Below are 21,526 nucleotides of genomic sequence, written 5' to 3' on the forward strand. Positions count from 1 at the left end.
TGCCGGCGCCGTTGGGGCCGAGCAAGGCGAATATCTCACCCTTGCGGATATCCAGGTTGATGGTTTTCAGTGCCGGGTGGCCGGATGCGTAGGTCTTGCTCAGTTGCTGGATCGAGATCACCGGTTGCACGGGATGGCCTTGCCTGAAAAAGAGAAAGGCAGAGTGTATGTAACTTGGGGTGGGGTGAGGCAAGCGCGGCGGCGATTGATTGCATCGGCTGGCGGGCCGAAATGGAAACGGGGCAGTCAGGCTACCTGGGTGTTTGCTGGGTTTCGCTGCGCTCTACGCCAGCCTACGGCGCGTTATTGGCGGCTGGCCGACCATCCGCAACTGCGCCCTGAGCCTTTATTTAGCGACTGCAGGCTAGCATGATGGACGCCATGAAGCCGACGTCCCTTTCAGCCCAGCCCGAGGCCGTGTTGCAGGCGTTCCATCCGGCGGTCGCGGCCTGGTTTCGCAGCGTGTTCGAGGTGCCGACGGCGGCTCAGGTCGGCGCCTGGCCGGCGATTCGGGCTGGCCGCTCGACCCTGGTGGCCGCGCCCACCGGCTCGGGCAAGACCCTCACGGCCTTCCTCGCCGCCATCGACGAGCTGGTGCGTGAAGGCCTGAGCCAGGGCGGCACGCTGCCTGAGCGCTGCAGCGTGGTGTACGTCTCGCCGCTCAAGGCGCTGTCCAACGACATCCGCCTCAACCTCGAGGAACCGCTGGCCGGGATTCGCGCCGAACTGCAGCGCCAGGGCCTGGCCGACGTGCAGATTCGCACGGCGGTGCGCACCGGCGACACCAGCCCGAGCGAGCGCGCGGCGATGCGCAAATGCCCGCCGCACATCCTCGTTACCACCCCGGAATCGCTCTACGTACTGCTCGGTTCAGACTCCGGCCGGGCGATGCTGGCCGGCTGTCGCAGCCTGATCGTCGACGAGATCCATGCCATCGCCGGGAGCAAACGCGGCAGCCACCTGATGCTCAGCCTCGAACGGCTGGAGGCCTTGTGCCGCCGGCCGCTGCTGCGCATCGGCCTGTCCGCCACGCAGAAGCCGCTGCAGGCGGTGGCCCGCTTCCTGCTCGGCAGTCAGGCGCCGCTGCCGCCGGACGACCCCGAGGTCGTACAAACGGAGCTGACGCTGTTGCCCGAGCCCGCAGCCGAGCCACCAAGGCCGCCCAGTGACTGCGTGATCGTCGACATCGGCTACAGCCGCGCCCGCGACCTGGCCATCGAGGTGCCGCCCGTGCAGTTGGAAGCGGTGATGAGCCACGAGGTGTGGGAAAAAGTCTACGACCGCTTGGCCGAACTGGCCGGGCAGCACCGCACCACCCTGCTGTTCGTCAACACCCGGCGCCTGGCCGAGCGCGCCTGCCGCCACCTGGCCGAGCGCCTGGGCAACCATGCGGTCGCCGCCCACCACGGCAGCCTGGCCAAGGAGCTGCGCCTGGACGCCGAGCAGAGCCTCAAGCGCGGCGAACTGCGGGTGCTGGTGGCCACCGCCTCGCTGGAGCTGGGCATCGACATCGGCGAGGTCGAGCTGGTCTGCCAGATCGGTTCGCCGCGCAGCATTGCCGCCCTGCTGCAACGGGTCGGCCGCTCCGGCCACAGCGTCGGTGGCACGCCCAAGGGCCGCTTGTTTCCGCAGTCGCGCGACGAGCTGATCGAGTGCACCGCGCTGCTCGACTGCGTACACCGCGGCGAACTGGATGCCCTGGTCATTCCCCAGGCGCCGCTGGACGTGCTGGCCCAGCAGATAGTCGCCGAGGTGGCCTGCCGCGAGTGGCGCGAGGATGACCTCTATCAACTGCTGACCCGCGCCGCACCCTATGTCGGCCTGCCACGCGCCACTTTTGACGCCCTGCTGAAGATGCTCGCCGAGGGTTACAGCGGCCGCCGTGGCGTGCGCGCCGCCTACCTGCATCGCGACGCGGTCAATCGTCGCCTGCGCGGTCGCCGCGCCGCCCGCCTGACCGCCCTCACCAGCGGCGGCACCATTCCCGACACGGGGGATTACAGCGTGCTGCTGGAACCCCAGGGCCTGCAGATCGGCACGCTGAACGAGGACTTCGCCATCGAGAGCATGGCCGGCGATATCTTCCAGCTCGGCAACCAGTCCTACCGTATCCTGCGGGTCGAGCCAGGCAAGGTGCGGGTCGAGGATGCCCAGGGCCTGCCGCCGAGCATTCCGTTCTGGCTGGGCGAGGCGCCGGGGCGCAGCGACGAGCTATCGGCCAGCGTGGCGCGGCTGCGCGAAGCGGTGGAGCGGCTGTTGGCGGGTGAGCGGCCAGATGATCCTGAGCCGGCCAGTGCGGCAATCGCGGCCAAGGCCGCTCCCACAGGAGAGAGGAGCGCCGCGGCTTGTGGAAGCGGCCTTGGCCGCGAAGAGGCTACCGGCAAGAGCGGGGAGGACCGCCTGCATGCCGCCACGACCTGGCTGATGCAGTCCATCGGCCTGGGCGAGTCGGCGGCGCAGCAGATAGTCGAGTACCTGGCGCGGGCGCGGCAGTCTCTGGGCGGTCTGCCGACCCAGCGGCGACTGGTGATGGAACGCTTCTTCGACGAATCCGGCGGTATGCAGTTGATCATCCACTCGCCGTTCGGCAGCCGCCTCAACCGCGCCTGGGGCCTGGCGTTGCGCAAGCGCTTCTGCCGTAGCTTCAACTTCGAGCTGCAGGCCGCCGCCACCGAGGACGCGCTGATCCTCTCGCTGTCCACCAGCCACAGCTTTCCGCTGGACGAGGTGTGGCGCTACCTGCACAGCAACAGCGCCGAGCACCTGCTGATCCAGGCGGTGCTGGATGCGCCGTTGTTCGCCGTGCGCTGGCGCTGGAACGCTGGCGTCGCCCTGGCCCTGCCGCGCTTTGCCGGCGGGCGCAAGGTGGCACCGCAGCTGCAACGCATGCGCAGCGAAGACCTGCTGGCCACGGTGTTCCCCGACCAAGTGGCGTGCCAGGAGAACCTGGTCGGCGAGCGCGAGATTCCCGACCACCCACTGGTGGCGCAGACCCTCGACGACTGTCTGCACCAGGCCATGGACTGCGAGGCCTGGCTGACCCTGCTGCGGCGCATGGAGGCCGGCGACGTCGAGCTGATCGCCCGCGACCTGCCGGCGCCCTCGGCGCTTGCAGCGGAAATCCTCAGCGCCCGGCCCTACAGTTTCCTCGACGACGCGCCGCTGGAGGAGCGCCGCACCCAGGCGGTGCAGAATCGCCGCTGGAGCGACCCGGAGTCGGCCGACGACCTCGGCGCGCTGGATCTCGACGCCATCCCGGCGGTGGCCGCAGAGGCCTGGGCCGCAGTGCGCGATGCCGATGAGATGCACGAAGCCTTGCTGAGCCTGGGCTGCATCACCCAGGCCGAGGCGCAGGCCAATGCCGGCTGGCCGGCCTGGTTGGCACAACTGGGCAAAGCCAGGCGCGCGAGCTGCCTGCAACTGGCGGGGCAACCTGCGCTGTGGCTGGCGGCCGAGCGCCTGACGCAACTGTTGCCGCTCTACCCTCAGGCCGAGCTGAAGCCGCCGATCCAGGCGCTGCAGGGCTTCGACCAGGTCTGGAACGAGGAGGCCGCCCGGGTCGAGTTGCTACGGGCGCGGCTCAGCGGCTTCGGCCCATTACCAGTGCCGCGTATCGCCGCCGCGCTGCAGCAGGACGAGGCGGCGGTGAGCCTCGCCCTGCTCAGCCTGGAGCAGGAGGGCTATGTGCTGCGCGGACGCTTTACCCCAGGGGGATCGGAGCAGGCGGGCAGTAGGCAAGAGGAATGGTGCGAACGCCACCTGCTGGCGCGCATCCACCGCTACACGGTGGGGCGCCTGCGCCGCGAGATCGAGCCGGTGGCATGCGCCGACTTCATGCGTTTTCTGTTCGACTGGCAACGCGTGGCGCCGGCCAACCGGGTGCGCGGCGCCGAAGCCCTGGCCGGCGTGCTCGGCCAGCTGGAAGGTTTTCAGGCCGCGGCCGCGGCCTGGGAGAGCGAACTGCTGCCGAGCCGGGTGGCCGACTACGGGATCAACTGGCTGGACGATCTGTGTCGCTCCGGGCGCCTGGTCTGGTGCCGCCTGGCCGGGCGCAGCCGCTCGGCCGGCGGCCCGCTGCGCAGCACGCCAATCGTCCTGCTGCCGCGCAAGAGCCTGGGCCTGTGGCGCGCCTGCCTGGTCGATACGCCGCCCGCCGAGTTGTCCGCCAAAGCCGAGCGCCTGCGCCAGGTCCTGACCAGCCAGGGCGCGTTGTTCTTCGACGAGTTGCAGGACGAGGCGCACCTGCTGCGCAGCGAGCTGGAAGACAGCCTGGGCGAGCTGGTCAGCCTCGGCCTGGCCAACGCCGACAGCTTCGCCGGGCTGCGCTCGCTGTTGCTGCCGGCGGCCAAGCGCAGCCAACAGCAGCGGCGCTCGCGGCGGGCGCTTGCCAACATGCAGGACGCCGGACGCTGGGCGCTGCTGCGGGCGCCCAGCGAGGCACAGACTACCGGGAACAGCATCAGTGCCGAAGCCCTGGAGCATGTGGCGCGTACCCTGCTGCGGCGCTACGGCGTGGTCTGCTGGCGCCTGCTGGCACGCGAGGCCGACTGGCTACCGCCGTGGCGCGAGCTGTTGCGGGTCTATCACCGCCTCGAGGCGCGTGGCGAAATCCGTGGCGGACGCTTCGTCGCCGGGGTAGCCGGCGAACAGTTCGCCCTGCCGGAAGCGCTCGGCCTGTTGCGCGAGGTGCGCAAGCGTCCAGCCGACGGCAGCCTGGTCAGCCTGTCCGGTTGCGACCCGCTGAACCTGATCGGTACCCTGCTGCCCGGTAACAAGGTGCCTGCGCTGAGCGGCAATCGCCTGCTGTACCGCGACGGCGTGCCGGTGGCGACCCTGGTCGCGGGCAAAACCACCCTGCTGCAAGAGGTCGATGCCTTCACCGCGGGCGAATGGCAGGCTGCGCTGATCCGCCAGACGGGCCTGCCGGCAGTACCGGGCCATGGCCCGCATCGCGTCGGAACGCAGCCCTGAGCCTGTTCGGGTGTCCCGCTAGTGCGCTATCGCTATCGTGGATGGCGTGAGGCAGGCAAGCGCAGCAGCCTTGTAGATACCGTCTTGCCCCTCAGCGGGCAAGACGGTATCTATGACTCCGATGGATAGTTCAAATAGGTCACGCTAGCTGCCCGCTCGAGCGAGGCAACGAGCATGACCAGACGCCCCACTCATTGCTGAACTGCAGGCCAGCCGGCGCGAACGGGGCCGAGAGCGGGTTGACTCGTCACAGGATGGGAAGGCTGGAGGCGAAAGGCGAGGCACCTCCCTTCACCCATGGCTGAGTACCGGCGACATGGACGTGTTGAGGTTAGACCTTAGTCAAATGGTCACGCGCAGGCCCATCTGTTATGTACGTGCAATAAACGCCAATTTATTTGCTTTGCAAATTAATACCGCAAGAAAACAAACTAAAAATATCAACTAGCCCACGCGACACTTCGGTGCTGCGTTTGCCCGGCCTGACGCTGGCCGCTTGCACTGCGCAGCACATACCTCCTGGGAATAACCAATTGTCAGCGTTCGGATGCGCGCTTCACCGAACGCGTAATGCCCACAAGGCCCATAACAATAACCGGAGTTATCGATGTTCAATAAAGTGATAGGCCTCAGCGTGGCCCTGGTGCAACGCTACCTCCCCTCGCCCTTCGTCTTTTCCGCCATCTTGACCCTGATTGTGCTGGTGGCGGGGATGACCTCCACCCAACAAACATTGCCGGCCATGGTGCAACACTGGAGCAGCGGTTTCTGGTCGTTGCTGGCCTTCGCCATGCAGATGAGCCTGATCTTCGTGACCGGCCATGCGCTGGCCAGCGCCCCCATCGTCAACCGCCAGCTGGATCGCCTGGCTGGCCTGGCGCGCACGCCGGGGCAGGCCGTGGTGCTGGTGACCCTGGTCGCGCTGCTGGGCTGTTGGATCAACTGGGGTTTCGGCCTGGTGATCGGTGCGGTGTTTGCCCGCGCCCTGGCGCGCAAGGTCGCGGGGGTGGACTACCCACTGCTGGTGGCCTCGGCGTATTCCGGTTTTCTCATCTGGCACGGCGGCCTGTCGGGTTCGATTCCTTTGTCGATGGCAACCGGTGGCCCCGATCTGGCCCGCATCACGGCCGGGGTCCTGACTGAACCCGTGGGTGTCGCGCAAACTCTGCTCACGCCGCTGAATCTGGTGATCATCGGCTTGCTGGTAATCGGCTTGCCGCTGCTCAACTGGGCCATGCACCCGCGCAGCAATGCCAAGGTGGCCGATCCGGCTCGCCTGGTCGAGACCGACGCGGAATTGCCGCAACGCACGACCCCCGCCCAACGCCTGGATGACAGCCGCATCCTCGGCCTTGCCCTGGTGGCAATCGCCGGCGTTTACCTGTTCAGCCACTTCAGCAGCAAAGGCTTTGTCCTGGGCCTGGATGTGGTCATCGCCATGTTCCTGTTCTGCGGCCTGCTGCTGCATGGCACGCCAGAGCGCTACATGCGCTCCGTGGAAACCAGCGTGCGCGGGATCGGCGGGATCGTGCTGCTGTTCCCCTTCTACGCCGGCATCATGGGCATGATGATGGGCGTCAACGCCGACGGGGTATCGCTCGGCCGGCAGATCACCGAGCAGTTCATTGCCTGGGCGTCGGCCGACACCCTGCCGGTGCTGGCCTTCCTCAGCGCCGGCGTGGTCAACGTCTTCGTGCCCTCGGGTGGCGGCCAATGGGCCGTGCAAGGCCCCATCATGCTGCCCGCCGCCCAGGCGCTGGGCGTCTCGCCAGCGGTGACGGCCATGGCCATTGCCTGGGGGGATGCCTGGACCAACATGATCCAGCCCTTCTGGGCGCTGCCCCTGCTCGGCATCGTCGGCCTGGGCGCGCGGGACATCATGGGCTACTGCCTGATCACCCTGCTGTATTCCGGCGTGGTGATCTCGGGCGCCTTCTACCTGCTGGCCTGACCCCAGGTCGCGTTTGCGGCCTCAGCCAAGCAAAGCCCCGGACCTGGTCCGGGGCTTTTTGTTTTGGGGGTGAGTGTCGGCGACGCGGGAACTACCACTGGTCGACACGGACCTCGCGTGTCGTTGGGCGTGTCGATCTGCTGCCGGGTGGGTCGACTACTAGGTAGATCGGCATGCCCCGCTGGCGCACCGATCCCGCGCACGTGACTGCGCCCTCCCTCAATCCGAGCAGGAGATCGAACATGACCTATGTTGATGGCTTCGTCGTCGCCGTCCCCACTGCCAACCGCGAACTCTACCGGCGGCATGCGCAATCGGCCGCGGCGGTGTTCAAAGAGTACGGTGCGCTGAGCGTCGTCGAGTGCTGGGGCGATGACGTGCCCGAAGGCAAAGTCACCTCATTCCCGATGGCGGTGCAGCGCAAGGACGACGAGACGGTGGTGTTTTCCTGGGTGACCTGGCCGTCCCGACAGACGCGCGACGCGGGCATGCAGAAGGTCATGGCCGACCCTCGCCTGCAGCCGGACAGCAACCCCATGCCGTTCGATGGTCAACGCCTGATTTACGGCGGCTTTGAGGTGATAGTGGACGCCTGAGCTCCGCCGCGGCCGCAGTCATTCATGGGCCGTATCCCTTCACTGACCGCCAGCAGGCGGCTGAGGTCGTTCGTCTGCGACCGCCAGCAAAAAGCTGGCGGAGCGGACTGACGCCCTCAGCCGTCGCTTCGCCGCTGGCCGCGTCAATCCGCGGCAAAACAGTACAGCAGCCCCGCGCCGCCCGTGCCGGCCAGCGCCTCGCCACTGCACCCCCCCGAGGGATGCGAGGAGTTCCATGAGCGTGACGGCGCATCATCGCGCAGGCCCATGCGGTCGTGGTGACCGACCTGCGCCGCGCCCTCGCCGCTGCTGGTCCAGTTGCTGCACGTAAGGTCGGTACCCGCGGCGAACGCCGTGCCGTCCGCCTTGGAGCCGGTGAGGATGTCGTGCATATTCGGCGAGTCGCCACGTCCCTTGATCGGGTTGCCGCGCTCATCCAGTGCCGTGGCCTTGGTCAGCTGGTTGTCGCCGTGCAACTGCGCGACCGTCTGGGCAATGACCTCGCCCTTGGCGTTTTGCCAAGGTCCTGGACCGATGCGATCACCGGCGTTGACCGCCTTCTCTCCTTCAGTGGCGGTGGTGCTGAGGTAAGCACGCCAGGTGTGTTGACCAGCGCCGGCGGCAGCGGCCAACGCCTGGCAGTACTGGTCGGCACCGGCTAGCCCGCCCAGATCGGCGCCCTTGCCCATACTTTGGCTGGTGACGAAGAAGGTCATATCGGCTTGCTCGGCCTGGCTGGCGAAACTGCAGGCTACTGCCAACAAGGCCGCCGATAGGGCAAGTGTGCGAGTCATCCTGTGCATGTACGTGTCTCCTGCGCAGTCGGCTCCCCCGAACCGACAAGTGGTTAACAGGCTGAAGCCTAGATGAGCTCAATTGACGATGCCCACAAAGCGCGCCACCATCCGTCGCCCCATGCTGGCGGCCTATGCCCCTGCAGAGGGTCAATTCTGCCCAGGAAGTGCCCGCGTTTTATGTCCGCCCCTACGCCGTTTCCCCGTCCCATCGCCGTATTGATGCTGGCCGCTCTCGCCTGCATCCTCGCCGGCAACCATATCGCCGCGCGTATCGCCTTCGACAACGATTCAGGCGTGCTGCTGGCGGTACTCTGCCGTTCCGGGGTGACCCTGCTGGCGCTCGTGGCCTTGGTTCTGTGGCAACGGCAAGCCCTGCGCCTGCCACCCGGAACCTGGCGCTGGCAGTTGCTGCTGGGGTTGTTACTGGCCGTGCAAAGCCTCTGCCTGTATTCGGCGGTGGCGCGAATTCCAGTGGCCCTGGCGTTGCTGGTGGCGAATATCTTCCCGATTCTGCTGGCCCTGCTCACCTGGGCGCTCGGCGGCTCACCGCCGACCAGACGTACGGCTCTGCTGATGGCCCTGATCCTCTTCGGCCTGTTGTTCGCCCTCGACGTGCCGGCACGCCTCAGCGGCCGCGAACATATCGGCAGCGGCTGGCTACTGGGTATCGGCCTGGCATTTACGGCAGCCTGTGCTTTCGCCAGTGCGCTGTGGGTGACCGAACACAAGCTGTCCAGCCTGCGCGGTTCGCTGCGCAGCATGCTGACCATGCTGGTGGTTTTCGCCGCGACGCTGGCGGCAGGCAGCGCCGAGCTGATCCCGGGCGGGTTCCAATCGCCCTCGAACGCCACCGGCTGGATCGCCCTGGGCGTGCTAGCCCTGCTGTACTGCACCGGTTTCTCTCTGCTGTTCATCTGTATGCCGCGACTGGACATGGGGCGAAATACGCCAGTGATGAATATCGAGCCCGTGGCGACCCTGCTGCTGGGCTGGCTGATCCTAGGACAAATGCTCAACCAGACGCAGATCATTGGCGGCGCCATAGTGGTCAGCGGTATTGTGCTGCTGACGTACCGTCGACATGCTTGAGCTGCACGGGCTTAAGCGTCCCTTGAACCTGTACGTCTAATAGTCACTGGAGGCGGAACACCCGCCCGGCACTGCAGTCGGATAGACACCCCAAATCACCCCGCGCGCCTGCCAGCCCAGGCGCATCGACTCGAGGATCACTCCATGCGTTGCACAATCATTTCCAGCAGCCTCGTCTTGCTCGCCATCCTGGCCGGCTGCAGTTCGGTCGACAGCCCCGATACCGCCGCCAATCCTGTCAACCCGAGCGGCAAGTGCAACGCCGATGCGGTGCAAAGCTACCTCGGACAGACCGCCACCCCCGGCCTGGTCAAGCAGATCCGCCAACAGGCCGGAGCGCGGACCGCTCGCGTACTGAGACCCAGCGATGCCATGACCCTGGACTACAACTCTCGCCGCCTGAACATCGATACCGACGAGGCCGAGGTCATCGATCGCATTACCTGTGGCTGAACACTCGCCCTCGGTTAACTAAGCCACGCAGACCGGGCATACTGCAGCCCCCAGCTAACCACCGCCAGTTGCCCGCATGCGCATCCATGTCACCTTTATCGACCGCGTTGGTATCACCCAGGAAGTGCTGGCCCTGCTCGGCGGGCGCAATCTCAACCTGGATGCGGTGGAAATGCTGCCGCCTAACGTCTACATCGACGCGCCGACCCTGAGCACTGCGGTGCTCGACGAGCTGCGCGAAGCCCTGTTCAAGGTGCGCGGTGTGCAGGCGGTGACCATCGTCGACATCCTCCCCGGCCAGCGCCGCCGCTTGCAGCTCGATGCCCTGCTGGCGGCGATGGCCGACCCGGTGCTGGCGGTGGATGCTGCGGGGCGCGTGCTACTGGCCAATCCGGCGCTGGTGGCCCTGTGTGAGCAGGAGCCGGATGGCCAATCGCTCGGCGAGCTATTCGCCAACCCGGAGCTGCAAAACGCCCTGCTGGAACAGCATTTCCGTCTGCCGCTGCGCGAAGTCACCTTGAATGGCCAGGCCCTGCTGCTGGAAGCCACGCCGATCAGTGAAACCGTCGACAGCGGCCAGCGCCGCCTCGCCGGCGCCTTGCTGACCCTGTATGAGCCGAGCCGTATCGGCGCTCGGCTGGCGGCCCTGCACCACGACCATGCCGAGGGCTTCGATTCGCTGCTCGGTGACTCGGCGCCGATCCGTACCCTCAAGACCCGCGCGCTGCGTGTCGCCTCCCTCGATGCACCACTGTTGATTCGCGGCGAGACCGGCACCGGCAAGGAGCTGGTGGCACGTGGCTGTCACGCCATCAGCGCCCGTAGCAATGCCTCGTTTCTGGCGCTGAACTGCGCGGCACTGCCGGAGAACCTCGCCGAAAGCGAACTGTTCGGTTATGCCCCGGGGGCCTTCACCGGCGCCCAGCGGGGTGGCAAGCCGGGGCTACTGGAGCTGGCCAACCATGGCACGGTGTTTCTCGATGAAATCGGCGAGATGTCACCGTATCTGCAGGCCAAGCTGCTGCGCTTTCTCAACGACGGCAGCTTCCGCCGGGTCGGCGGCGAGCGTGAGGTGAAAGTCGATGTGCGTATCCTCAGCGCCACCCACCGCGACCTGGAGCAGATGGTCAGCACCGGCGAGTTTCGCGAAGACCTGTTCTACCGCCTGAATGTGCTCAACCTGGAAGTGCCGCCGTTGCGCGAACGCGGCCAGGACATCCTGCTGCTGGCCCGACACTTCATGCAGCATGCCTGCAAGCAGATTCAACGCCTGCCCTGCCGCTTGACGCCGGACACCTACCCGGCGCTGCTCGGCAACCGCTGGCCGGGCAACGTGCGTCAACTGCAAAACGTGATCTTTCGCGCTGCGGCGATCTGCGAGAGCAACCTGGTGCAGATCGACGATCTGGATATCGCCGGCACAGCCATGGCGCCTGCTCAGCTCGAAGGTGACATCGGCAGCCTGGAAACGGCAGTGGCCGACTTCGAGAAGGCCTTGTTGGAGAAGCTCTATCCCAGCCACCCGTCCAGCCGGCAACTGGCCGCGCGGCTGCATGCCTCGCACAGCGCGATCGCCATGCGTCTGCGCAAGTACGGCATTCCCAGAAAAATCTGAAGCGTTACTGGAACCTGCCGTGGCGACCCGCGCCGGCCTTGAAGCGCTGCGCACCAGAGCGGGTTTCGCCGCTCTCGATCACCGCCAGACCGCCGCGAAACTCGCTGGCGATCGCCTCGGCAAACGGCAAATCCCACTGCGCATAGGCGCTGGCCCGATCGGCCAGCATGCAACGCTGCGGAAAGCCGGCAATCTCCCGGGCCAACTGTTGCGCGGCGGCCAGCGTCGAACCGGCCGCCACCACTCGATTGACCAGGCCCATGGCCAGCGCTTCGGCGGCCAACACCGGGCGGCCGGTGAGGATCAGGTCCAGCGCCCGGCCCTGGCCGATAATCCGCGGCAAGCGCACCGTACCGCCGTCGATCAGTGGCACGCCGAAGCGCCGGCAAAACACCCCGAGTACCGCGTCATCGGCCATCACCCGCAGATCGGCGAGCAACGCCAGCTCCAGACCACCGGCCACCGCATGGCCTTCGATGGCGGCGATCAGCGGCTTGCTCAATTGCATGCGACTCGGCCCCATTGGCCCATCACCGTCGAGCTCCAGGCGATTGACGCGCGCGCTCCCTTCGGCCACCGCGCCGAGGTCGGCACCGGCGCAAAAAGTACCGCCGGCGCCGGTCAGTACCGCCACCAGCGCCTGCTCGTCGACCTCGAACGCACGCAACGCAGCGGTCAGGGCATCGGCGGTCGGTCGGTCCACAGCATTGCGCTGCTGCGGCCGACCGATGGTCAGGGTGGTAATCGGACCGTTTTTCTCGACGAGAACACTCATGACGCACGCTCCATTAATAGACGACGAAACGGCTGACGCTCGAGCGTCGCCCGGCTCTAACCCGGTGACTGGCGGATCCGGCCGCCGGCAGATGCTCTGGACTTTATCCAGATAACAACACTGAGATAACAACTTTTCGCGGCCAAGGCCGCGCCCACAACAGCCCAGTTCAATACCGTAGCCCGGATGCAATCCGGAAACGGAGAGTCTGGCCCCAGCAAATGCCCCGGATTTCATCCGGGCTACGCCTTCGTTTAGCACGGCCCTGAAGCGCCAAAGGCCGGCAATGAGCCGGCCTTTACCTTAATTGCCTATCGCGAGGAAATCAGCGCGCTGGCCGATTTCCCCGTCAGGCTGGCGGGTTTACAGGGCGAATTTCTGCAGATTGGCCATCATCTCTTTCAGCGCCTCGACGTTATCCGCCGGGTGTGCCGCGCCGTCGAAGTCGCAGATCTGCTGCCAGTGGGCCGCCACATCTTCCGGGCTGAAACCGGCACGCGGGTCGAAACCGGCGCCCAGGCTGCGCTCCCAGCGCACCTTGCCGATCCAGCCGCCACCGACTTCGAACAAGCCGGAGGTGTCCTCACAGGCCTGACTGGCCAGATAGACTACCAGCGGGCTGACCAGCTCGGGCTTGAGCTGCTCGAACACCTGCGGCGGAATCAGCCCTTCGGTCATCCGCGTGCCGCCAGTGGGGGCGATGGCATTGACCAGGATGTTGTTCTTGCGCCCTTCGATGGCCAGGGTACGGGTCAGGCCATACAGGCCGAGCTTGGCCATGCCGTAGTTGGACTGGCCGAAGTTGCCGTAGATGCCCGAAGTCGACGCAGTGAAGATCACCCGGCCATAGCCCTGCTCGCGCATGTGCGGCCAGGCGGCGCGGGTGACCTTGTAAGCGCCCTCGACGTGCACCTTGTAGACCAGATCCCAGTCGGCGTCTTCCATCTTATGGAAGGTCTTGTCGCGCAAGATGCCGGCGTTATTCACCACCACGTCGATGCGACCGAAGGTATCCAGGGCGTGCTGGACGATCTTCTCGCCATCGGTCACCGAATCATGGTTGGCCACCGCGGTGCCGCCGGCGGCGCGGATTTCTTCGACCACCTTGTCCGCCGCCGAGCTATTGGCGCCTTCGCCATGAGTGCTGCCGCCGAGGTCGTTGACCACCACCTTGGCACCGTGTTTGGCGAACAGCAGCGCGTGGGTGCGCCCCAAGCCGCCACCGGCCCCCGTAACGATCACGACCTGGTCTTGAAAACGGATGGTTTCACTCATGGGATCGACTCCTCGGCAGATGGACAATACACCGAGTGTCCTGCAGACCAGCGCCGGTCACAATCAACACGCCCGCCGCTGAATGGTGCTCGATAAGACAGCAGGATGACGACGTCCAACTATCATCGGCGCTGCTTATAAGGCTTGGCGAAACGCCAGGTAATGTTCCAGCACCAATTCAGGCGCCTCGGTCTGCGGGTAGTGGCCGATGCCGTCCAGCAGCACGCTGTCCGGCTGAGGGATCAGCTCACGGTAGCGCGCCAGCATGTGCGCGCCGGAGATCGGATCGACCGCGCCATCGATCAATCGCAACGGCACCCCGCCACGCTGCATGGCCTTGACCCAGCGCTCACGCTGCACGCGGCGCTCCGGCATATAACGGATCAGCAGGTGCATGACCCCCGGCCCATCGTTGTGCGCGATCAGGCTCCAGAAGTCATCCAGCTCCGCGGCACAGGGCTGGGTCTGCGGGCCGAATATCCGGGCGAAATTGGCCGCCAGCGTCTTGCGCGAGAACAGTCGGCCGAGCAACGCACCGACTGGGCTGAGCAGGAGCTTCTGCACCAGCACCGGGTGATGGGTTTCCGGGAACAGGCCGCCATTGAGAAACACGCAACTGGCGAGCTGCAACCGGCCTTCATGGTGCCGCGCCAGCAGTTCCTGGGCCACGCTGTCGCCGTAATCGTGGGCCAGCAGATGCACCGGTCCCTCGATGCCCAGGCGCTGCAGCAGCGCCTGCTGCAGGTCGGCCTGTTCCAACAGGCTGTAGGCGTGCCCGCGCGGCTTGGCCGAGTCGCCGAAACCGAGCATGTCGCAGGCGATCAGCCGGTAGCGCTGGCTCAGCGGCCGCCACAGGTAATGCCAGTCCCAGCTGGCGGTGGGGAATCCGTGGATCAGCAGCAAAGGCTCGGCGCTGGCCTCGCCCGCCGTCCAATAGCGCATGGCATGGCCGCGAAACTCGAAGGGCAGGCCTTCGCCGCGCCAATCCGCCAGGGCAATGCCGGGCAGTGCAGTCATTGGGCATAGCCCGGCATCTGCTGGTCGAGCTTGCGCAGCAGCGCCGGCCAGGGCAGCGCGCCGCCCATGCCCTGCGGGCTTTTCATCACCCCTGCGACCATCGCCTTGGCGCCATCGAGAATCTGCTGAGGAATATGGATCAACTCGGCGCCGCCACTCTGCGCCATCACCTGGATTTCGCAGGCGCGCTGCAAGGTGAACATCATCAGGAAGGCATCGGCGATGCTGCCGGCCGCGGTCAGCAGGCCGTGGTTGGGCAGAATCATAAAGTTCTTGTCGCCCAGATCCTGCTGCAAGCGGCCCTTCTCGTCATGGTTCAGCGCCACCCCCTCGTAGCCGTGATAGGCCAGGCTGGCGAGGACGAACAGCGACTGCTGCGACAACGGCAGCAGGCCCTGTTTCTGTGCCGACACGGCAATGCCGGCGGCGGTGTGGATATGCAGCACGCAGGCGACATCGTGGCGCACCTCATGCACCGCGCTGTGGATGGTGTAACCAGCCGGATTGATCTCGAAGGGGCTGTCCATCAGCTTGTTGCCGGCCAGGTCGATCTTCACCAGGCTGGAGGCGGTGATCTCATGGAACATCAGGCCGAAAGGGTTGATCAGAAACTCTTCGCTGCCCGGCACCTTGGCCGAGATGTGGGTGAAGATCAGGTCATCCCAACCGTACAGCGCGATCAGCCGGTAACAGGCGGCCAGGTCGACACGGGTCTGCCATTCGGCGGCGGACACCTGCTCCTTGAGGTTAACGGTGGGCAGAACGTGGGCGGCAGTCATGGCGTACACCTCGGCAGTGAGTGTGAAGAACATGCCTAGGAGTCTAGCGAGGGCCGCGATAAAGGTGAGTTGCCCTGGCAGCCAGCTTAGTGACTGTGCGAGTCAAACGCAGCTTCAGCCCTGACTCCCCGGGTTACGCCCCGGCCTGCGCAGCGATAATCAAAACAGCTCGGGATACTGCTCGCGCAGCTGTGGCCAATCGCGCTGGGCCTCGAGGTCTTCGCTGAGCATGCGAAAACCGGCGAAATCGAAGCCCGGGGCCACTGTGCAGCCGACCAGGGTGAAATCGCCCAGGCTACGCGCCGCCTGCCAGGCATGAGCCGGCACCGCGCGTTGCGGCAACTGCTCGGCATCGACCGGGCCGAGTCGTTGCGCGCGCAGCGTCGTGGGAGATTCGGCGATCAACAACTGCAGCGGCGCACCTTCATGGAAATGCCACAACTCATCGGCATCCACCCGGTGCCAGCGACTGACCACGCCGGCCGGCAACAGAAACAGAATGGCCGTGGAGCACAGTCGCCCGCTGGGCAAGCGCTGCGCCGACTCGAACACCCGGCGGTAATAGCCGCCCTCGGGGTGCGGCTGCAGCTGCAGCAGCTCGATCAGTTGCTTGGCGCGCGGATGCATCAGACGTTCAGCTCCGCCATGAACTCGGCCAGCCAGGGTTCTGCATCGGTTTCCGGAGTGACGCTCTCGCTGGCGTCCAGGCGCAGCATCGCCAGCACCTCGTGCACGCCCAGTTCGGCGTACAGTTCGCGCACCAGCTCGCCGCCGCCGCAATAGGTGTCACCATAACTGGCATCGCCCAAAGCAATCACTCCACCCGGCAAACCGTTCCAGGCCGGCAAGTGGTCTCGAATGGCAAAATACAGCGGCTGCAGGTTGTCCGGCAGCTCGCCCATGCCGGTGGTCGCGGTGACCACAAGAAAGGCCTGGGGGGCGAAGGCCTGCACATCCGCCAACGTGGCACGCGGGTTGTGCCAGGCCTCGAAACCGGCGTCCTTCAACAGATGCTCGGCATGCCGGGCGACTTCTTCGGCAGTGCCGTAAACCGAGCCAGAGAGGATGGCGACTTTCATAAACAACTCCGCAACAGATAGAAATCGCCGGGCATTATGCCGCAAGTACGCAGGCGTACCGGATGTTTTAGAATGCGCCAACCTGGACTGGGAAATCGCCTCATGATCAATGCCAAACTGCTGCAACTGGTGATCGACGCCTCGAACGACGGCATAGTGGTGGCCGAACAGGAAGGCGATGACAACATCCTGATCTACGCCAACGCTGCCTTCGAGGAGCTCACCGGCTACACCCGTGACGAGATTCTCTACCAGGACTGCCGTTTCCTGCAGGCAGATGATCACGACCAGCCCGGGCTGGCTGTTATTCGCCAGGCGGTGAAGAATCATCAGCCGTGCCGCCAGATCATCCGCAACTACCGCAAGGATGGCAGCGCATTCTGGAATGAGCTGTCGATCACCCCGGTGTTCAACGAGGGCGATCAACTGACCTATTTCATTGGCATCCAGAAAGACGTCACCGAGCAGGTGCAGGCTCAGGAGCGGGTCCGACAGCTGGAGACCGAGCTGGCGACCCTGCAGGCGGAACTGGCCGCGTTAAAAAGCCTGTAAGCGCTGCAACAAATACCACATTTCGCAGTCTTAAGAGTTCAAGCCGCCTTTGTGTAGAACTCGACCATGCAAGACCAGCCATTACTCACCCAGGCGGAACTGGATTTTATCCAGCGCCTACAGGATCAGCCTGTAGCCAAGACACGCAAGGCCAAGTCCAGCCTACAAGTCGATGCGAGCGGGCAACTCAAGGCGTTGCTCGCCCTCTGCGCATCCCATGAACAGCTGACCATCGAGGCGCACTTCGCCAACCAGCGCATGACCTTCACCCCGCAGTTGATCGAAGACGAGGATCACCAGCAACATCTGGATCTCGGCACGCCGCAGATTTTCGATGAGGGCCCGATTAGCCGCCCCTGGCGGTTGCCGCTGACCCCACCCGTGGTCCTGCGCCAACGCAACACCAAACCGAGTGACCTGTGGGTGCATGAGCTATCGATGAGCGGGCTGCTGATCGAACTTCGCGCGAAACGTACGCCACCCGAGCACTTCAGCTTGATTCTGCCGTTAGCCGAACAGAAGCCGATCGCCATTCAGGGCAGTTTCGTGCGCAAGACCATTCGGGGTTTGCTGGTGTACCGACTCGACCCACTCGACCAACGTGGCAGCGCACGTTTACGTCAGTTCATCTATCAACAGCACCGCAGCCTCTACCCTGAGGCGCATCCGGCTTAACCAGCCACGACCAAGACCTCGATCGTGTCGTGGCGTGGCACTGCGTGATTCAGGTATCCAGATGACCCGCCAGAAACTGCCGCAAGCGACGCTGCATCAAACGGCCCTCATTGCCCAGGCTGGCTATCGGCGAGCCGCTCAAACTGTCTTCGGCCAACTCGGCGCCCTTCCCCGCCAGCGCCAGCGGGCAATCCAGGGCCAAAGCCAAACGCGCCAATACGCGCGGTAAGTCGTCACTCGGCGGTTGATTAGAAAACAACACCAACGCCTGCGGCTGCATCCTCTCGCAGATCAGCGACAACTCCTGCAGCGGTTGGCCCAGGCCCAATACGCCGATGACGATATCCACACTACTCAGCAGCAACCCTGCGACCAGCAACTCCAGCTCGCGGCAATGGCCAGGTAAGGCGACCAGCAACACCTGCTCCTCGCTCTGATTACGCAGGTTCTGCAAACGCTGTAAGGCACGTGCACGCAAGAAGGTATCGAAGAACAGCCATTCACTGATCTGGCCAAACTCGCCTTGGCGCAGCAACAGTTCCTGCCAGAGCGGCATCAGGATCTCTTGAAACACCACCGGCAACGGATAGCTGGAAAACACCTGCCCGTATAATCGCTCCAGTTGCAAGGCGTCAAAGCCGCTGACCGCCCGGCGCAATTGCGCCTGCCACTCAAGCCACTCATCGCCGGCAGCCGCTTGATAGAGCTGTGTATTAGCGTCCTCGCCAGCGACGCTCTTTGCGAGAATTTTGGCAACCTTGCTGACCGCCACACCGCGCTCGATCCACCCCTGGATACTGCGCACCGACTCGATGTCGGCCTGCGAATACAATCGATGGCCACTCTCGGTCCGGGTTGGCTGAATCAACCCGTAACGCCGCTCCCAGGCCCGCAACGTCACTGGATTGACACCGGTCACACGGCAAACCTCGCGTATGGGAAACAACTCCTCCTGTTTCAGGGCACTCGAAACCGGGGACGCAGCACCTACCAGATCGGACATGGGAAGAGGTATCACAATGAACAGGTTGCCGGCATTGTAACCCAGCCATTGGCGGCAAACGTTGGACGCAATCTGTACACAGGCGGAGTTGCCGTGGCGACGCAACGATGGAGCGTCATCGCTCGTAGACTGCCAACGCACCAAGACACGGAAACAGGCTCAGGCGAAGAGCCGCTCAAATACCGATACAACACAACACAGAATGCACAATTTACTATCAGTTTAATCATGATTTTCGCTTCACTAGAAAGCCCATACAGCTCAATGAAATAGATCGAATTGCGCCTGCGACTGCAATACCCCTGCGGCGCTCATGGTTGTACAACAGCAGTGGCTGATATAACTTTGCAACAGGCTCAGTCGGCGCAATGTCTTACTGGTCAGGTATCCCGGCATTGCGTCGCTGAGCCTCCCTTTTAATCGGTCTGAGTCGAGCATGAGCGCTAGTGCAGCCCCTATTTTGATCACTGGTGCCAGTCAACGCGTGGGCCTGTACTGCGCCGAACGCCTGCTCGACGACGGTCACGCGCTGATCGTGACCTACCGCCGCGAGCGCCCTGGCCTGTCACGCCTGCGCGAACGCGGCGTACTGACCTTGCCGGCCGACTTTTCCAGTGAAGCCAGCATCCTCGCCTTTATCGAGCGGCTGAAAAGCCACACCGACAGCCTGCGCGCGATCATCCACAACGCCTCCGACTGGCTGAGTGAAACGCCCGGCCAGGAGGCCGCCGCCTTTGCCCAGCTGTTCAACGTGCACATGCTCGCGCCGTACCTGATCAACCTGCACTGCGCCGAGTTGCTGCGCCAGTCGACGCCCGCCGATATCATCCATATCAGCGATGATGTGGCCCGCAAAGGCAGCGCCAATCGCCCGGCCTACTGCGCCAGCAAGGCCGGCCTGGACAGCCTGACCCTGTCATTCGCCGCCAAGCTGGCGCCGCAGATCAAAGTCAACGGCATCGCCCCGGCGCTGCTCATGTTCAACCCCGAGGATGACGCTGCCTACCGCGCCAAGGCCCTGAAAAAATCCGTACTGGGCATAGAGCCGGGCCCGCAGGTGATCTACCAGAGCCTGCGCTATCTGCTGGATAACCCTTACGTCACCGGCACCACCCTTACCGTCAACGGCGGCCGCCACCTCAAGTGAGGGGTGCGGCGAGGACCCATCGATGAACCACCTTCTGTCCAATCACTACCGTGAGATCCTCATCGGTGTAGGTGAAGACCCCGAGCGTGAAGGCCTGCTGGACACGCCCAAGCGTGCAGCCAAGGCCATGCAGTACCTGTGTCATGGATACCAGAGCAGCCTGGAAGAAGTAGTCAACGGCGCGCTGTTCGCCTCCGATAACGACGAGATGGTGATGGTCAAGGACGTCGAGTTGTACTCGCTGTGCGAGCACCACCTGCTGCCCTTCATCGGCAAGGCGCATGTCGCCTACATCCCCACCGGCAAGGTGCTGGGCCTGTCGAAGATCGCACGGATCGTCGACATGTATGCCCGGCGCCTGCAGATTCAGGAGAACCTGACCCGGCAGATCGCCGATGCCATTCAGCAGGTAACCAGCGCCGCCGGCGTGGCTGTGGTGATCGAGGCCCAACACATGTGCATGATGATGCGCGGGGTGGAGAAGCAGAACTCGCTGATGAGCACCTCGGTGATGCTCGGGGCGTTTCGCGAGTCGAGCAACACCCGCCAAGAATTTCTGCAACTGATCGGACGGAGTAAGTAACTATGCCGCGACTGGAACCTGGCATGGCGCGCATTCGCGTCAAGGATCTGCGCTTGCGCACCTATATCGGCATCAAGGAAGAAGAGATCAACAACAAGCAGGACGTGCTGATCAACCTGACCATTCTCTACCCGGCGGTCGAGGCGGTGCGCGATAACGACATCGACCACGCCCTGAATTACCGCACCATCACCAAGGCGATCATCCAGCATGTCGAAGGCAACCGTTTCGCCCTGCTCGAACGCCTGACCCAGGAAATTCTCGACCTGGTGATGACCCATGCGACCGTGCGTTACGCCGAAGTGGAAGTCGACAAGCCGCACGCGCTGCGCTTTGCCGAATCGGTATCCATCACCCTCGCGGGACACCGCTAGGCGATAGCCGCAGCTCGGCCCAGTGCGCGCCGACACCGGGCCATTGCCCTCAGGCAAGCAGGCTCTTATCATCGCCGGCATCCCTGCCCTGCCGCCCTAGAGAGCATCGCCATGACCGAGCAAGAACGTCTCGAACTCGAAGCTGCCGCCTTCCGCAGCCTGGTCCAACACCTGCGCAGTCGTCCCGACGTGCAGAACATCGACATGATGAACCTCGCCGGTTTCTGTCGGAACTGCCTGTCCAAGTGGTACAAGGCGGCCGCCGACGACGCCGGCCTCGAGGTAACGCCCGACCAGGCCCGCGAAGAGGTTTACGGCATGCCCTACAGCGAGTGGAAGAAAAAATACCAGCAAGAAGCCAGTGCCGAGCAGCAGGCTGCTTTCAACAAGCAAAACGCCGACGGCAAGAAGGCATGAGTGCCCTCAGCGACTTTCGCGCGCGCTTGCACAGCGAACAGTTCATCTTTGCCGAGACCCTGGCATTTATTGCCGAGCACTATGACTACCAGCCCAGCGCCTTCAGCAATGGCGCGGTGGACAACGCCTCCGGACAAAACGAGGGCTCTTGCAAGACCCTGAGCCTGGCGCTGCTCGAAGGCCTGAGCCTGGAAGAGACCCTGCAATGCTTCGGCGAACACTACCGCAGCGTGCTGGCCACCCCGGACGGCAGTGACCACGGCAATATCCGCGCCCTGATGGCCACCGGCCTGGCAGGCGTGCGCTTCGAGCAACCCGCACTGAAGCGTAAAGCCTGAAGTAGCTGCTTAAGCTGCACACAAATAGCCCCGCACAAAG

The 21,526-nt window shown here is 64.5% G+C and carries 21 protein-coding genes and 1 pseudogene; 13 read left to right on the forward strand and 9 right to left on the reverse strand.

What is annotated here, in order from left to right:
* Nucleotides 1–130 (reverse strand): annotated as a pseudogene (locus TMS3_RS25100) (multidrug ABC transporter ATP-binding protein); the annotation flags it as partial.
* Nucleotides 131–381: 251 nt separating this feature from the next.
* Between TMS3_RS25100 and TMS3_RS17925 the strand changes: the two are divergent.
* From TMS3_RS17925 to TMS3_RS17935, 3 genes are all read left to right on the forward strand, one after another.
* The gene (locus TMS3_RS17925; RefSeq protein WP_200929707.1) at nt 382–4,971 is read left to right on the forward strand and encodes a DEAD/DEAH box helicase; all 4,590 of its coding nucleotides are present in this window, start codon (nt 382–384) and stop codon (nt 4,969–4,971) included.
* 607 nt (nt 4,972–5,578) lie between these two features.
* On the forward strand, nt 5,579–6,922 hold the full coding sequence (locus TMS3_RS17930; RefSeq protein ID WP_025166670.1) for a short-chain fatty acid transporter: 1,344 nt from the start codon (nt 5,579–5,581) through the stop codon (nt 6,920–6,922).
* A gap of 242 nt (nt 6,923–7,164) precedes the next feature.
* A complete protein-coding gene (locus TMS3_RS17935; protein WP_025166671.1) occupies nt 7,165–7,518 on the forward strand; it encodes a DUF1428 domain-containing protein in 354 nt (117 codons plus the stop codon).
* Between the two features lie 143 nt (nt 7,519–7,661).
* Here the strand turns inward: TMS3_RS17935 and TMS3_RS17940 are convergent, their stop codons facing one another.
* A complete protein-coding gene (locus TMS3_RS17940) occupies nt 7,662–8,321 on the reverse strand; it encodes a hypothetical protein (RefSeq protein ID WP_025166672.1) in 660 nt (219 codons plus the stop codon).
* 171 nt (nt 8,322–8,492) lie between these two features.
* Here TMS3_RS17940 and TMS3_RS17945 point away from each other — a divergent pair, with 171 nt between their 5' ends.
* The 3 genes from TMS3_RS17945 to TMS3_RS17955 all read left to right on the forward strand — a co-directional run bounded on the left by TMS3_RS17945 (nt 8,493) and on the right by TMS3_RS17955 (nt 11,472).
* Entirely contained in the window at nt 8,493–9,404 is a 912-nt protein-coding gene (locus tag TMS3_RS17945) for an EamA family transporter (protein WP_025166673.1), read from the forward strand.
* A 144-nt stretch (nt 9,405–9,548) separates the two neighbouring features.
* Nucleotides 9,549–9,857: an I78 family peptidase inhibitor gene (locus tag TMS3_RS17950; protein ID WP_025166674.1), complete on the forward strand. Its 309-nt coding sequence runs from the start codon at nt 9,549–9,551 to the stop codon at nt 9,855–9,857.
* A gap of 76 nt (nt 9,858–9,933) precedes the next feature.
* Complete coding sequence (locus TMS3_RS17955) at nt 9,934–11,472, forward strand: sigma-54-dependent transcriptional regulator (RefSeq protein ID WP_025166675.1); 1,539 nt, start codon at nt 9,934–9,936, stop codon at nt 11,470–11,472.
* A gap of 4 nt (nt 11,473–11,476) precedes the next feature.
* Here the strand turns inward: TMS3_RS17955 and TMS3_RS17960 are convergent, their stop codons facing one another.
* From TMS3_RS17960 to TMS3_RS17985, 6 genes are all read right to left on the reverse strand, one after another.
* On the reverse strand, nt 11,477–12,247 hold the full coding sequence (locus tag TMS3_RS17960; RefSeq protein WP_025166676.1) for a crotonase/enoyl-CoA hydratase family protein: 771 nt from the start codon (nt 12,245–12,247) through the stop codon (nt 11,477–11,479).
* A gap of 363 nt (nt 12,248–12,610) precedes the next feature.
* On the reverse strand, nt 12,611–13,522 hold the full coding sequence (locus tag TMS3_RS17965; RefSeq protein ID WP_025166677.1) for an SDR family oxidoreductase: 912 nt from the start codon (nt 13,520–13,522) through the stop codon (nt 12,611–12,613).
* Between the two features lie 135 nt (nt 13,523–13,657).
* The gene (locus TMS3_RS17970) at nt 13,658–14,539 is read right to left on the reverse strand and encodes an alpha/beta fold hydrolase (protein WP_025166678.1); all 882 of its coding nucleotides are present in this window, start codon (nt 14,537–14,539) and stop codon (nt 13,658–13,660) included.
* The gene (locus TMS3_RS17975) at nt 14,536–15,318 is read right to left on the reverse strand and encodes a class II aldolase/adducin family protein (RefSeq protein WP_025166679.1); all 783 of its coding nucleotides are present in this window, start codon (nt 15,316–15,318) and stop codon (nt 14,536–14,538) included. Before TMS3_RS17975 ends, TMS3_RS17970 begins: the two co-directional genes overlap by 4 nt.
* Nucleotides 15,319–15,477: 159 nt before the next feature.
* Nucleotides 15,478–15,945, reverse strand: coding sequence for a cupin domain-containing protein (locus tag TMS3_RS17980; RefSeq protein WP_025166680.1), 468 nt, complete (start codon nt 15,943–15,945; stop codon nt 15,478–15,480).
* On the reverse strand, nt 15,945–16,397 hold the full coding sequence (locus TMS3_RS17985) for a flavodoxin (RefSeq protein WP_025166681.1): 453 nt from the start codon (nt 16,395–16,397) through the stop codon (nt 15,945–15,947). Before TMS3_RS17985 ends, TMS3_RS17980 begins: the two co-directional genes overlap by 1 nt.
* Nucleotides 16,398–16,499: 102 nt before the next feature.
* Here TMS3_RS17985 and TMS3_RS17990 point away from each other — a divergent pair, with 102 nt between their 5' ends.
* A complete protein-coding gene (locus TMS3_RS17990; protein WP_025166682.1) occupies nt 16,500–16,949 on the forward strand; it encodes a PAS sensor domain-containing protein in 450 nt (149 codons plus the stop codon).
* Nucleotides 16,950–17,015: 66 nt separating this feature from the next.
* Complete coding sequence (locus TMS3_RS17995) at nt 17,016–17,624, forward strand: hypothetical protein (protein WP_025166683.1); 609 nt, start codon at nt 17,016–17,018, stop codon at nt 17,622–17,624.
* Between the two features lie 49 nt (nt 17,625–17,673).
* Here the strand turns inward: TMS3_RS17995 and TMS3_RS18000 are convergent, their stop codons facing one another.
* The gene (locus TMS3_RS18000) at nt 17,674–18,627 is read right to left on the reverse strand and encodes a MerR family transcriptional regulator (protein ID WP_025166684.1); all 954 of its coding nucleotides are present in this window, start codon (nt 18,625–18,627) and stop codon (nt 17,674–17,676) included.
* Nucleotides 18,628–19,063: 436 nt separating this feature from the next.
* Here TMS3_RS18000 and folM point away from each other — a divergent pair, with 436 nt between their 5' ends.
* The 5 genes from folM (at nt 19,064) to TMS3_RS18025 (ending at nt 21,486) form a co-directional block, all read left to right on the forward strand.
* Nucleotides 19,064–19,774, forward strand: coding sequence for a dihydromonapterin reductase (gene folM, locus TMS3_RS18005; protein WP_025166685.1), 711 nt, complete (start codon nt 19,064–19,066; stop codon nt 19,772–19,774).
* Nucleotides 19,775–19,796: 22 nt separating this feature from the next.
* Nucleotides 19,797–20,357 carry a GTP cyclohydrolase I FolE gene (gene folE / locus TMS3_RS18010; protein WP_025166686.1) on the forward strand — a complete coding sequence of 187 codons (561 nt, stop codon included), beginning with the start codon at nt 19,797–19,799 and terminating at the stop codon, nt 20,355–20,357.
* 2 nt (nt 20,358–20,359) lie between these two features.
* The gene (gene folX, locus TMS3_RS18015; protein ID WP_025166687.1) at nt 20,360–20,731 is read left to right on the forward strand and encodes a dihydroneopterin triphosphate 2'-epimerase; all 372 of its coding nucleotides are present in this window, start codon (nt 20,360–20,362) and stop codon (nt 20,729–20,731) included.
* A gap of 111 nt (nt 20,732–20,842) precedes the next feature.
* Complete coding sequence (locus TMS3_RS18020) at nt 20,843–21,148, forward strand: DUF1244 domain-containing protein (RefSeq protein ID WP_025166688.1); 306 nt, start codon at nt 20,843–20,845, stop codon at nt 21,146–21,148.
* Nucleotides 21,145–21,486 (forward strand): HopJ type III effector protein, encoded by a 342-nt coding sequence (locus TMS3_RS18025; protein WP_025166689.1) that lies wholly within the window; start codon nt 21,145–21,147, stop codon nt 21,484–21,486. The genes TMS3_RS18020 and TMS3_RS18025 overlap by 4 nt, the downstream gene beginning before the upstream one ends.
* Nucleotides 21,487–21,526: the final 40 nt, after the last annotated feature.

Source organism: Pseudomonas taeanensis MS-3 (assembly GCF_000498575.2).
Classification (GTDB): Bacteria; Pseudomonadota; Gammaproteobacteria; order Pseudomonadales; family Pseudomonadaceae; genus Aquipseudomonas; species Aquipseudomonas taeanensis.

What these genes read in the sequence shown, in the direction of transcription:
- TMS3_RS17965 (WP_025166677.1), bottom strand. Translation starts at nt 13,522, where the DNA reads ATGAGTGAAACCATCCGTTTTCAAGACCAGGTCGTGATCGTTACGGGG.
- TMS3_RS17945 (WP_025166673.1), top strand. Translation starts at nt 8,493, where the DNA reads ATGTCCGCCCCTACGCCGTTTCCCCGTCCCATCGCCGTATTGATGCTG.
- TMS3_RS17955 (WP_025166675.1), top strand. Translation starts at nt 9,934, where the DNA reads ATGCGCATCCATGTCACCTTTATCGACCGCGTTGGTATCACCCAGGAA.
- TMS3_RS17990 (WP_025166682.1), top strand. Translation starts at nt 16,500, where the DNA reads ATGATCAATGCCAAACTGCTGCAACTGGTGATCGACGCCTCGAACGAC.
- TMS3_RS17985 (WP_025166681.1), bottom strand. Translation starts at nt 16,397, where the DNA reads ATGAAAGTCGCCATCCTCTCTGGCTCGGTTTACGGCACTGCCGAAGAA.
- folM (WP_025166685.1), top strand. Translation starts at nt 19,064, where the DNA reads ATGAGCGCTAGTGCAGCCCCTATTTTGATCACTGGTGCCAGTCAACGC.
- TMS3_RS17980 (WP_025166680.1), bottom strand. Translation starts at nt 15,945, where the DNA reads ATGCATCCGCGCGCCAAGCAACTGATCGAGCTGCTGCAGCTGCAGCCG.
- TMS3_RS17970 (WP_025166678.1), bottom strand. Translation starts at nt 14,539, where the DNA reads ATGACTGCACTGCCCGGCATTGCCCTGGCGGATTGGCGCGGCGAAGGC.
- TMS3_RS18025 (WP_025166689.1), top strand. Translation starts at nt 21,145, where the DNA reads ATGAGTGCCCTCAGCGACTTTCGCGCGCGCTTGCACAGCGAACAGTTC.
- TMS3_RS18020 (WP_025166688.1), top strand. Translation starts at nt 20,843, where the DNA reads ATGACCGAGCAAGAACGTCTCGAACTCGAAGCTGCCGCCTTCCGCAGC.
- TMS3_RS17925 (WP_200929707.1), top strand. Translation starts at nt 382, where the DNA reads ATGAAGCCGACGTCCCTTTCAGCCCAGCCCGAGGCCGTGTTGCAGGCG.
- TMS3_RS17940 (WP_025166672.1), bottom strand. Translation starts at nt 8,321, where the DNA reads ATGCACAGGATGACTCGCACACTTGCCCTATCGGCGGCCTTGTTGGCA.
- folX (WP_025166687.1), top strand. Translation starts at nt 20,360, where the DNA reads ATGCCGCGACTGGAACCTGGCATGGCGCGCATTCGCGTCAAGGATCTG.
- TMS3_RS17995 (WP_025166683.1), top strand. Translation starts at nt 17,016, where the DNA reads ATGCAAGACCAGCCATTACTCACCCAGGCGGAACTGGATTTTATCCAG.
- TMS3_RS17930 (WP_025166670.1), top strand. Translation starts at nt 5,579, where the DNA reads ATGTTCAATAAAGTGATAGGCCTCAGCGTGGCCCTGGTGCAACGCTAC.
- TMS3_RS17935 (WP_025166671.1), top strand. Translation starts at nt 7,165, where the DNA reads ATGACCTATGTTGATGGCTTCGTCGTCGCCGTCCCCACTGCCAACCGC.
- TMS3_RS18000 (WP_025166684.1), bottom strand. Translation starts at nt 18,627, where the DNA reads ATGTCCGATCTGGTAGGTGCTGCGTCCCCGGTTTCGAGTGCCCTGAAA.
- folE (WP_025166686.1), top strand. Translation starts at nt 19,797, where the DNA reads ATGAACCACCTTCTGTCCAATCACTACCGTGAGATCCTCATCGGTGTA.
- TMS3_RS17960 (WP_025166676.1), bottom strand. Translation starts at nt 12,247, where the DNA reads ATGAGTGTTCTCGTCGAGAAAAACGGTCCGATTACCACCCTGACCATC.
- TMS3_RS17950 (WP_025166674.1), top strand. Translation starts at nt 9,549, where the DNA reads ATGCGTTGCACAATCATTTCCAGCAGCCTCGTCTTGCTCGCCATCCTG.
- TMS3_RS17975 (WP_025166679.1), bottom strand. Translation starts at nt 15,318, where the DNA reads ATGACTGCCGCCCACGTTCTGCCCACCGTTAACCTCAAGGAGCAGGTG.